The 10,416-nt window shown below is 68.1% G+C and carries 11 protein-coding genes; 8 read left to right on the top strand and 3 right to left on the bottom strand.

Annotated features, from left to right (window positions below):
- The first annotated feature begins 186 nt into the window (after positions 1-186).
- The 8 genes from GKQ77_RS19295 (at position 187) to GKQ77_RS19260 (ending at position 6,766) form a co-directional block, all read left to right on the top strand.
- Complete coding sequence (locus GKQ77_RS19295) at positions 187-924, top strand: helix-turn-helix transcriptional regulator (RefSeq protein ID WP_219690165.1); 738 nt, start codon at positions 187-189, stop codon at positions 922-924.
- Complete coding sequence (sufB, locus tag GKQ77_RS19290; protein WP_219690164.1) at positions 921-2,342, top strand: Fe-S cluster assembly protein SufB; 1,422 nt, start codon at positions 921-923, stop codon at positions 2,340-2,342. The genes GKQ77_RS19295 and sufB overlap by 4 nt, the downstream gene beginning before the upstream one ends.
- Positions 2,343-2,411: 69 nt before the next feature.
- The gene (sufD, locus tag GKQ77_RS19285; RefSeq protein ID WP_219690163.1) at positions 2,412-3,593 is read left to right on the top strand and encodes a Fe-S cluster assembly protein SufD; all 1,182 of its coding nucleotides are present in this window, start codon (positions 2,412-2,414) and stop codon (positions 3,591-3,593) included.
- Positions 3,590-3,907: a bifunctional 3-phenylpropionate/cinnamic acid dioxygenase ferredoxin subunit gene (locus GKQ77_RS19280; RefSeq protein ID WP_219690162.1), complete on the top strand. Its 318-nt coding sequence runs from the start codon at positions 3,590-3,592 to the stop codon at positions 3,905-3,907. Before sufD ends, GKQ77_RS19280 begins: the two co-directional genes overlap by 4 nt.
- 7 nt (positions 3,908-3,914) lie before the next feature.
- On the top strand, positions 3,915-4,679 hold the full coding sequence (gene sufC, locus GKQ77_RS19275; RefSeq protein ID WP_219690161.1) for a Fe-S cluster assembly ATPase SufC: 765 nt from the start codon (positions 3,915-3,917) through the stop codon (positions 4,677-4,679).
- Positions 4,676-5,944 carry a cysteine desulfurase gene (locus GKQ77_RS19270; RefSeq protein WP_125512035.1) on the top strand — a complete coding sequence of 423 codons (1,269 nt, stop codon included), beginning with the start codon at positions 4,676-4,678 and terminating at the stop codon, positions 5,942-5,944. Before sufC ends, GKQ77_RS19270 begins: the two co-directional genes overlap by 4 nt.
- A 16-nt stretch (positions 5,945-5,960) precedes the next feature.
- A complete protein-coding gene (gene sufU / locus GKQ77_RS19265; RefSeq protein ID WP_219690160.1) occupies positions 5,961-6,431 on the top strand; it encodes a Fe-S cluster assembly sulfur transfer protein SufU in 471 nt (156 codons plus the stop codon).
- Entirely contained in the window at positions 6,428-6,766 is a 339-nt protein-coding gene (locus GKQ77_RS19260; protein WP_030784222.1) for a metal-sulfur cluster assembly factor, read from the top strand. Before sufU ends, GKQ77_RS19260 begins: the two co-directional genes overlap by 4 nt.
- 54 nt (positions 6,767-6,820) lie before the next feature.
- Here GKQ77_RS19260 and GKQ77_RS19255 read toward each other — a convergent pair whose 3' ends face one another.
- The 3 genes from GKQ77_RS19255 to GKQ77_RS19245 form a co-directional block, all read right to left on the bottom strand.
- Positions 6,821-6,979 (bottom strand): hypothetical protein, encoded by a 159-nt coding sequence (locus GKQ77_RS19255; protein WP_219690159.1) that lies wholly within the window; start codon positions 6,977-6,979, stop codon positions 6,821-6,823.
- A 150-nt stretch (positions 6,980-7,129) separates the two neighbouring features.
- On the bottom strand, positions 7,130-9,448 hold the full coding sequence (locus GKQ77_RS19250; protein WP_219690158.1) for a tetratricopeptide repeat protein: 2,319 nt from the start codon (positions 9,446-9,448) through the stop codon (positions 7,130-7,132).
- Positions 9,449-9,479: 31 nt separating this feature from the next.
- Positions 9,480-10,416: DUF7847 domain-containing protein (locus GKQ77_RS19245; RefSeq protein ID WP_219690157.1), on the bottom strand; the 937-nt coding region annotated here is incomplete at its 5' end.

Below are 10,416 nucleotides of genomic sequence, written 5' to 3'. Positions count from 1 at the left end.
GCGCCGGTCGGAGGGGGTCCGGGGGCCTTCCGGAGGCCGTTCGAAGGCGCTCCCTGACGGTTCCGGTTTGATCGATCAAAGATCGTTTCCGCAGGTCAGCTTAGGTTTACCTAAGTGATGCAGCGCACCACGCGGTGATCAAGGCGCGGGTTGTCAGGCTCTGAGGAATTACGCAACAATGGCGTTGTGAAAAACGTTGGCGAGGCTCCGCAGGAGGAACTCGCGACCGGTGAGCGGTCTACGCGCAACCGGGTCGCGCGCTCCATCCTGGACCACGGCCCCTCCACCGTCGCCGACCTCGCGAAGCGCCTCGGGCTCACCCAGGCGGCCGTCCGCAGGCACCTCGACGCCCTCGCCCATGAGAACGTCGTGGAGCCCCGCGAGCAGCGTGTCTACGGCGCGCGGACCCGCGGCCGTCCGGCCAAGGTCTTCGCCCTGACCGACTGCGGCCGCGACGCCTTCGACCAGTCCTACGACAAGCTCGCCGCCGATGCCCTGCGCTGGATCACCGAACAGCACGGCGAGGACGCGGTCGTCGAGTTCGCCCGCGCGCGCATCACCGCACAGGCGGAGTCGTACAAGGCGGCGATCGACGCCGCACCCCCCGAACAGCGCACCGAGGCTCTTGCCAAGGCCCTGACGGCCGACGGGTACGCTGCCACGGCGCGCAGCGCACCGGTCGGCGAGCAGCTCTGCCAGCACCACTGCCCGGTCGCCCATGTCGCCGAGCAGTTCCCGCAGCTGTGCGAGGCGGAGACGGAGATGTTCTCCACGCTGCTCGGCACGCACGTGCAGCGCCTCGCCACCATCGCCCACGGAGACGGCGTCTGTACGACGTTCATCCCGCGCAGCGGCAGCGGCGGAAGCACCACACAGACCACCACATCAGCATCAGCAAGTACGGCCGGGAGGAACCCCGCATGACGCTCCCCACGGAGACTGCCCACCCCGAACTCGAGGGTCTGGGCACGTATGAATACGGCTGGGCCGACTCCGACGTCGCCGGTGCCTCCGCCAGGCGCGGCATCAGCGAGGACGTCGTCCGGGACATCTCGGCCAAGAAGTCCGAGCCGGAGTGGATGACCAAGCTCCGCCTCAAGGGCCTGCGCCTCTTCGACAAGAAGCCCATGCCGAACTGGGGCTCGGACCTCTCGGGCATCGACTTCGACAACATCAAGTACTTCGTGCGCTCCACGGAGAAGCAGGCGGAGTCCTGGGAGGACCTGCCCGAGGACATCAAGAACACGTACGACAAGCTCGGCATCCCCGAGGCGGAGAAGCAGCGCCTCGTCTCCGGTGTCGCGGCCCAGTACGAGTCCGAGGTCGTCTACCACCAGATCCGCGAGGACCTGGAGGAGCAGGGCGTCATCTTCCTGGACACCGACACGGCGCTCAAGGAGCACCCGGAGCTGTTCAAGGAGTACTTCGGCACGGTCATCCCCGTCGGTGACAACAAGTTCGCGTCGCTGAACACCGCCGTATGGTCCGGTGGCTCGTTCATCTACGTCCCCAAGGGCGTGCACGTCGACATCCCGCTCCAGGCCTACTTCCGCATCAACACGGAGAACATGGGCCAGTTCGAGCGGACGCTGATCATCGTCGACGAGGACGCCTACGTCCACTACGTCGAGGGCTGCACCGCGCCGATCTACAAGTCGGACTCGCTGCACTCCGCCGTCGTCGAGATCATCGTGAAGAAGGGCGGCCGCTGCCGCTACACGACGATCCAGAACTGGTCGAACAACGTCTACAACCTGGTCACCAAGCGCGCCGTGGCGTACGAGGGCGCGACCATGGAGTGGATCGACGGCAACATCGGTTCCAAGGTCACGATGAAGTACCCCGCCGTCTACCTCATGGGCGAGCACGCCAAGGGCGAGACGCTCTCCATCGCCTTCGCGGGCGAGGGCCAGCACCAGGACGCCGGCTCCAAGATGGTCCACATGGCGCCGAACACCTCCTCGAACATCGTCTCCAAGTCGGTGGCGCGCGGCGGCGGTCGTACGTCGTACCGCGGCCTCGTCGAGATCGGTGAGGGCGCCGCCGGATCGAAGTCGAACGTGCTCTGCGACGCGCTGCTCGTCGACACGATCTCCCGCTCGGACACCTACCCCTACGTCGACGTCCGCGAGGACGACGTCTCCATGGGCCACGAGGCGACCGTCTCCAAGGTCTCCGACGACCAGCTCTTCTACCTGATGAGCCGCGGCATGACCGAGTTCGAGGCCATGGCGATGATCGTGCGCGGCTTCGTCGAGCCGATCGCCAAGGAGCTGCCGATGGAGTACGCCCTGGAGCTGAACCGGCTGATCGAGCTGCAGATGGAGGGTTCGGTCGGCTGAGTCCGGCAACCGTCCCCGCAGCGAGCAGACTTCTTACGCAGAGCGCAGAGAGAGAGCACGACGACAGCCATGGCTGAGGTCCAGAACATCCCGGTCGGGTCGACGACCGCCGGATCCATCGCGGTGGCCGCCGAGTCCACCGTCGCCACCCGCATGAGCGCGCCCCCGTCCTTCGACGTGGCGGACTTCCCGGTCCCCCACGGCCGCGAGGAGGAGTGGCGGTTCACGCCGCTGGAGCGCCTTCGCGGGCTGCACGACGGCACGGCGGTGGCGGACGGCGGCATCCGCGTCGAGGTGAGCGCCCCCGAGGGCGTCACCCAGGAGACCGTCGGCCGGGACGACGCGCGCGTCGGCAAGGCGGGCAAGCCCGTCGACCGCGTCGCCGCGCAGGCGTACTCGTCCTTCGAGAAGGCCTCGGTCGTCACCGTCCCCAAGGAGACGGTCCTGACCGAGCCGATCCGCATCGCCGTGCACGGCGAGGGCGGCACCGCCTTCGCGCACCAGGTGATCGAGGTCGGCGCGTTCGCCGAGGCCCTTGTCGTCATCGACCACACCGGTGACGCCGTGCTCGCCGCCAACGTCGACTTCGTCGTCGGCGACGGCGCCAAGCTCACCGTCGTCTCCGTCCAGGACTGGGACGACAAGGCGGTGCACGTCGCCCAGCACAACGCCCTGATCGGCCGCGACGCCTCCTTCAAGTCCGTCGTCGTCACCTTCGGTGGCGACCTGGTCCGCCTGCACCCGCGCGTCAACTACGCGGGCACCGGCGGCGAGGCCGAGCTCTTCGGCCTCTACGTCACCGACGCGGGCCAGCACCAGGAGCACCGCCTCCTGGTCGACCACAACACCCCGCACTGCAAGTCGAACGTCGTCTACAAGGGCGCGCTCCAGGGCGACAACGCCCACGCGGTGTGGATCGGTGACGTCCTCATCGAGGCCGCCGCCGAGGGCACGGACACGTACGAGATGAACCGCAACCTCGTGCTGACCGACGGCGCCCGCGTGGACTCGGTCCCGAACCTGGAGATCGAGACCGGCGAGATCGTCGGCGCGGGCCACGCCTCGGCGACCGGCCGCTTCGACGACGAGCAGCTCTTCTACCTCCAGTCGCGCGGCATCTCCGAGGAGGACGCGCGGCGCCTGGTCGTCCGCGGCTTCTTCGCCGAGCTGGTCCAGCAGATCGGTCTGCCGGACGTCGAGGAGCGCCTCATCGCGAAGATCGAAGAGGAGCTGGAGGCGACGGTCGCATGACCTTCGTACGCGTCTGTGGACTGGGCGAGCTGGAGGAGGACACCCCCAAGCGGGTGGAACTCGACGGCACGCCGGTCTCCGTCGTGCACACCGAGGGCGAGGTGTTCGCGATCCACGACATCTGCTCGCACGCGAACGTCTCCCTCTCCGAGGGCGAGGTGGAGGACTGCCAGATCGAGTGCTGGCTGCACGGCTCCGCGTTCGACCTTCGTACCGGCAAGCCGTCCGGCCTTCCCGCGACGCGCCCCGTCCCCGTATACCCCGTAAAGATCGAAGGGGACGACGTGCTCGTCTCCCTCTCCCAGGAGTCCTGAGGCACCCATGGCAACGCTTGAAATCAAGGACCTGCACGTCACCGTCGAGGCCGACAACTCCACCAAGGAGATCCTCAAGGGCGTCGACCTGACCGTGAAGCAGGGCGAGACCCACGCCATCATGGGCCCGAACGGCTCCGGCAAGTCGACCCTCGCCTACTCCATCGCGGGCCACCCCAAGTACACGATCACCCAGGGCAGCGTGACCCTCGACGGCGAGGACGTCCTGGAGATGTCCGTCGACGAGCGCGCCCGCGCCGGCATGTTCCTCGCCATGCAGTACCCCGTCGAGGTCCCCGGCGTCTCGGTCTCCAACTTCCTGCGTACGTCGGCGACGGCGATCCGCGGCGAGGCCCCCAAGCTGCGCACCTGGGTGAAGGAGGTCAAGTCCGCGATGGAGCAGCTCCAGATGGACCCGGCCTTCGCCGAGCGCAACGTGAACGAGGGCTTCTCCGGCGGTGAGAAGAAGCGCCACGAGATCCTTCAGATGGAGCTGCTCAAGCCGAAGATCGCGATCCTCGACGAGACGGACTCCGGTCTGGACGTCGACGCCCTGCGCCAGGTCTCGGACGGCGTCAACCGCGTCCGCGCGACCGGCGAGGTCGGCACGCTCCTGATCACGCACTACACGCGCATCCTGCGCTACATCAAGCCCGACTTCGTGCACGTCTTCGCCAACGGCCGCATCGCCGAGTCGGGCGGCGCGGAGCTGGCCGACAAGCTCGAGGCCGAGGGCTACGAGGCTTACACGAAGGGCGGCGCATCAGCGTGACAGTGGCCCACCAGGGGCTTTCCGGCCTCCTCGACACCGAGGCGATCCGCAAGGACTTCCCGATCCTGGATCGTCGGATCCACGACGGCAAGAAGCTCGTTTACCTGGACAACGCGGCGACCTCCCAGACGCCGCGCCAGGTCCTCGACGTACTGAACGAGTACTACGAGCAGCACAACGCCAACGTGCACCGCGGCGTGCACGTCCTCGCCGAGGAGGCCACCGCGCTGTACGAGGGCGCGCGTGACAAGGTCGCGGCGTTCATCAACGCGCCCAGCCGCAACGAGGTGATCTTCACCAAGAACGCCTCGGAGTCGCTGAACCTCGTGGCCAACATGCTGGGCTGGGCCGACGAGCCCTACCGCGTGGACCACGAGACCGAGATCGTCATCACGGAGATGGAGCACCACTCCAACATCGTGCCGTGGCAGCTGCTCTCGCAGCGCACGGGCGCGAAGCTGAAGTGGTTCGGCCTCACCGACGACGGCCGCCTCGACCTGTCCAACATGGACGAGATCATCACGGAGAAGACGAAGATCGTCTCCTTCGTGCTGGTGTCGAACATCCTGGGCACGCACAACCCGGTCGAGGCGATCGTGCGCCGCGCCCAGGAGGTCGGCGCGCTCGTCCTGATCGACGCCTCGCAGGCCGCGCCGCACATGCCGCTGGACGTGCAGGCGCTCCAGGCCGACTTCGTGGCCTTCACCGGTCACAAGATGTGCGGTCCGACGGGCATCGGCGTGCTGTGGGGCCGCCAGGAGCTCCTGGAGGACCTGCCGCCCTTCCTCGGCGGCGGCGAGATGATCGAGACGGTGTCGATGAACTCGTCGACGTACGCCCCGGCGCCGCACAAGTTCGAGGCGGGCACGCCGCCGGTCTCCCAGGCCGTGGGTCTGGGCGCCGCGGTGGACTACCTCTCGGCCATCGGCATGGACAAGATCGCCGCGCATGAGCACGCGATCACCGAGTACGCGGTCAAGCGCCTCGGCGAGGTCGCCGATCTGCGGATCATCGGTCCGGCCACGGCCGAGGAGCGCGGCGCCGCGATCTCCTTCACGCTCGGTGACATCCACCCGCACGACGTGGGCCAGGTCCTCGACGAGCAGGGCATCGCGGTCCGCGTGGGCCACCACTGCGCGCGGCCCGTCTGCCTCCGCTATGGAATTCCCGCGACCACGCGAGCGTCGTTCTATCTGTACTCCACGCCCGGCGAGATCGACGCTCTCGTCGACGGCCTGGAGCACGTACGGAACTTCTTCGGCTGAGGGGCTGGCTGGGAACGTGAAGCTGGATTCGATGTACCAGGAAGTCATCCTGGACCACTACAAGCATCCGCACGGGCGTGGTCTGCGCGATGGCGACGCCGAGGTGCACCACGTCAACCCGACGTGCGGGGACGAGATCACCCTGCGCGTGAAGTACGACGGGTCGACGATCGCCGACGTGTCGTACGAGGGCCAGGGCTGCTCCATCAGCCAGGCCAGCGCGTCCGTCCTGAACGACCTGCTGGTCGGCAAGGAGCTGGCGGAGGCGCGGAAGATCCAGGAGGTCTTCCTGGAGCTGATGCAGTCCAAGGGCAAGCTGGAGCCCGACGACGCCATGGAAGAGGTCCTGGAGGACGCGGTCGCGTTCGCCGGGGTCTCCAAGTACCCCGCGCGCGTCAAGTGTGCTCTGCTGAGCTGGATGGCGTGGAAGGACGCGACGGCACAGGCACTGGGTGCCGACGCCGTCGCCGAGAGGAAGACCGCATGAGCGAGAACGAGACCCTGACCACGAAGCCGGCTTCCGAGGAAGAGGTCCGCGAGGCGCTGTATGACGTCGTCGACCCCGAGCTGGGCATCGACGTCGTCAACCTCGGCCTGATCTACGGCATCCACGTCGACGACGCGAACATCGCGACGATCGACATGACGCTGACCTCGGCGGCCTGCCCGCTGACGGACGTCATCGAGGACCAGGCGAAGTCCGCGACGGAGGGCATCGTCAACGAGCTGCGGATCAACTGGGTCTGGATGCCGCCGTGGGGCCCGGACAAGATCACGGACGATGGGCGTGAGCAGCTGCGGGCGTTGGGGTTCAACGTCTGATTCTGCTTGATCCATATGAGGGCCCCGGGCGCTGTGCCCGGGGCCCTCGTCTCGTTACCGGCGCCGCTTCACCGCAGCGGCGAAGACACGGAAGGCTGCGATGCGCTGGTCGCCTCGCAGACCCCGGAGCGTGGCGAGGTGGCCCACGAACAGGGTGAGGACCACCGTCAGCGGCAGTCCTGCCAACAGCAGGAGTTCGTGAGTGAGTGACATGGGTCCTGGCCTTTCGACGGAGAGTGGGCGTGGCGATCGCTTGGCCTCACGAAACCCGCACGCAGGGAGCCGAGTCCATCGCCCGCTCGATCTTCGAATGAAGGGCCGCAGGTCAAGACAGGTATCCGGGATTTCCCGGCGGGACGCGGCTCACCGCGGGAAACCCCTTCCGGGATCGCGGGCATCGTCCGCGCGGAAGGGCTTGAACCAGTCCTCCGCCTCCAGGTTGGCCATGCCGAGTCGTTGGTTGACGAAGTTGCCGGAATCCTCGATGCCCTGGGACCAGGGCTCGTACAGGAACAAGACGTCGGTGTCCTCGAACAGCACGTCCACGCAGAGGTTCCAGTCCCAGTCGTAGTGGTGCGGGGGGATCTCCGCCACCCACGGCGATACGAGTTCCGGCTCGTCCACCACCATGTTCGAGGCGTGCTCGATGGCGACGTGCAAGGCCATCTCCTCGCCCGTGCACGTGGGGCGCGGCCAGTTTCCCGCCTTGATGTCCGACGCCAAGTCGTGGAAGCAGCGCGCCATTTGACGGCGCCACCGAGCGTCCCTGGACCAGGTCAGCACCGGCAGATCGCTGAAGATGTAGGCGTACTTGTTCCGGAGGTCGATCCGCCTGTCGCCGATCTCCTCCAGCACGTCGTAGGCCATGTCCGAGGCGATCTCCAGTGCCGCTTCCAGGACTCGCAGCGTGCGGGCGGTCGGGCCGTAGCAGTCCTCCTCGTCCTCCCAGTCCTCCTCGCCGTCCTCCGTGACATCTTCCTCGCCGGGCGGGGGCGGTGGCACGAGGCATTCCGGGACCGGTCCCGAGTTGGCTCTCGGCTCGTTGTAGTAGGACTCCGATACTTCGTCCCCCGCCTCCGCAGCCCTCCAGTACCAGTCGCTCGCGGCGCGCCTGTCCTGGTTGCGGAAGTGCAGGTTGCCCATGAGCCGCAGCGCCAGGACATCGCCCGCGTCGATGGCGAGTCGGAGCCACCGCACCGCCTCTTCTTTGTCACTTCGTTCGTAGAGGAGTCCCAGGGTGCGCATCGCATCCACGTCGTTCGACTCCGTCAGCGGCAGGAGGGCTCGTCGGCCCACGTCCATGCGGTCGTTGGCGTGGGCGGCCAGGGCGATGCTGAAGCGCTGGTGGCGGTGGGATCCCCGGGCCAGAACGACTTCCCAGATTCTCTCCGGGATCAGCTCGGGGGAGGGGCCCCGGTCTCGCAGGTGGGCGTCGAGCAGATAGTCGAAGGGGCGCACACCCTCACCCTCGGGGACCAGCAGACGCGTCACACCTCCGTCGTGCGGGCTGCCGGCCCAGGAGAGAGCTTCGTCCAGGGGTTCGGGACCGATCAACTGCTTGTTGCGGCCCGGAAGATATGCCTCGTGCAGCTCGGTGAGCAGCTCCACGGGCACCGGCTCGACCAGCCCCGCCAGGGCCACATCGATGGCGGCCCATACGAGTGCGGCGCCTCTGGGGTGGCCCTCCACGACGGACGCGCTGATCAGCTCGCGCCAGAGCTGGGGGCCCGCGGCGAGGCTTTCGGCGACTCCGAAGTCCTCCGCTTGGTCGAGGGCGAGACGCAACCGCTCGTCATGGCGGGATCGCAGGTGCTCCCTGGCTCGTTCGAGCTCCGGGGCCGACCACAGGCGTGGCACCTCGAACTGTTCGGCGAGCCGCACCAGTTCGTTGGACGGCAGGTCCGCGAGGATTCGGGAGCGCATCGTGCCCAGCAGTACGGTTCCGGCTCTGCGCAGCGCCCGGATGTCCTGCAAGCTCAGGCCGCCGAGCCCCAAGAACTGCTCCAGGTCGTTCAGCCAGAGGACACATCGCGTGTGGGCCTTGGCGGCCCGGACCGCCTCGGTGACCGCGTCCGGCAACTCCGTGACATGACGCGGGACGATGAGCAGGTGGTCGGGCAGGACCGTACGCATCGCTTCGTAGGCGCATCTCGTCTTGCCCGCTGTGGAGGCTCCGACGAGCAGGATCACCCCGCCGTCATCGCCCATGCGGGCCATCGCGTCGCGGACGGAGGTGTCGATGTCCCGCGGGATGTAGTCCGGTACGGCGTTACCGTCCGCGGTGGTGCGCGCCCGATGGACTTTCAGTTCCAACGGGTCCGCTTCGCGTACGAGGAGTGTCGCGACGTGTGAGCCCGAAGCTGACACGGGCGCTCCCTGCGCACGTTTGAAGAGGCGACGCCACTCCGGGCGGTCGAACTTTCCCTGGCCCAGTGAAGCCGCTCTCTCCAGGGCGGCGAGGAACGACTCCACCACGGACCACGAGGCGGGGATCCGCTCCCCCTTCTTCCAGGCGCTGATCGCCGTAGTGCTGCACCTGGGCCGCCCTTCCCGCTGGGACGCTCTGGCGATGCGCGCCAAGGTGGGCTTCGTCGCACCCGCGCGTGCCGCTTCTTCTATCGCCGATCTGATGGCCCGGGCGAACTCGTCGCGAGCCCCATCCCCGAATGTCGCGTGTTCCATGGCGGGGATGGTGCCAAACGCCACTGACAGTTCACTGCGGGGCCGGGTGTGCGACAGGCGGCCGGGACGCCTCCGCCAGCGCGTGGGCCAGGCCCTCCTTGCGGATGCGGCGGTCCAGGTAGAGCAGGGCCGTCACCAGGGGGAGGAAGACCGTGGCGAGGAGTTGGGTGAGCAGGGTGCCTGCCAGGGCCAGGAGGGCGTAGAGGCCGAACTGGGAGCGGAGTTGGTCGAAGAGGAGCTGCGAGGCGCTGCTGTCCGGGGTGACCGCGGGGGGCGCCGGGGCGGCGAACTGCAGGGGGAGGCGGAACGCCAGCGAGACGATCACCACTATCACCCCGGCGAGCAGTGAGATGCCGAACGTGCGCCACCAGGCGCCGCGTACGAGACGCACCGAGCGGCGCAGTGCCGTCAGGGGGCCCGCGGTCTCCAGGGCCGCCGCGGCCGGGGCGAAGGCGAACAGGACGTACAGCCAGGCCGACAGGGGGAGCACGAGGAGGAAGAGGAGGAAGACCAGGCCGAAGGGGGCCGTCGAGTCGGTCAGGACCGTCACGAAGAAGGCGACGACGAGCAGGAGGAACACCGCGACCGGCAGCAGCAGGATGAAGGCGAGCAGTACCGTCACCGCCGCCACCGACGGCGTGCGCGACCAGGCCCCGCGCCATACCGCCCGGAACGTCGTGGGGCGGCCGATGACCGCCTCGTGCAGGGTCGTCGCGCAGGCCGCCTGGATGAAGGAGTTGACGGCGAGGCTCGCCAGCAGGCCCGTGGCCCAGACGGCGCCGAGGGCCACGAGCAGCGCTCGGCCGTGCTCCCAGGAGAAGGTGGCGCCCGGCTCGTACATGGCCCGGAAGTCGTCGCGCGTGGCGCCGTAAGCGAGGAGGAGGGCGCCCGCCATCACCACGGCAAGGAGGCCGTACGCGGCGACGGCCGTGCCGAAGAGGGGCTTGGCGTAGCGCCGCATCGTGGCG

Origin of the sequence: Streptomyces anatolicus (assembly GCF_019400875.1) — a bacterium.
GTDB lineage: Bacteria > Actinomycetota > Actinomycetes > Streptomycetales > Streptomycetaceae > Streptomyces > Streptomyces anatolicus.
The sequence above is the reverse complement of the archived record's forward strand: the minus strand, read 5'-3'. Positions and strand labels throughout refer to the sequence as shown.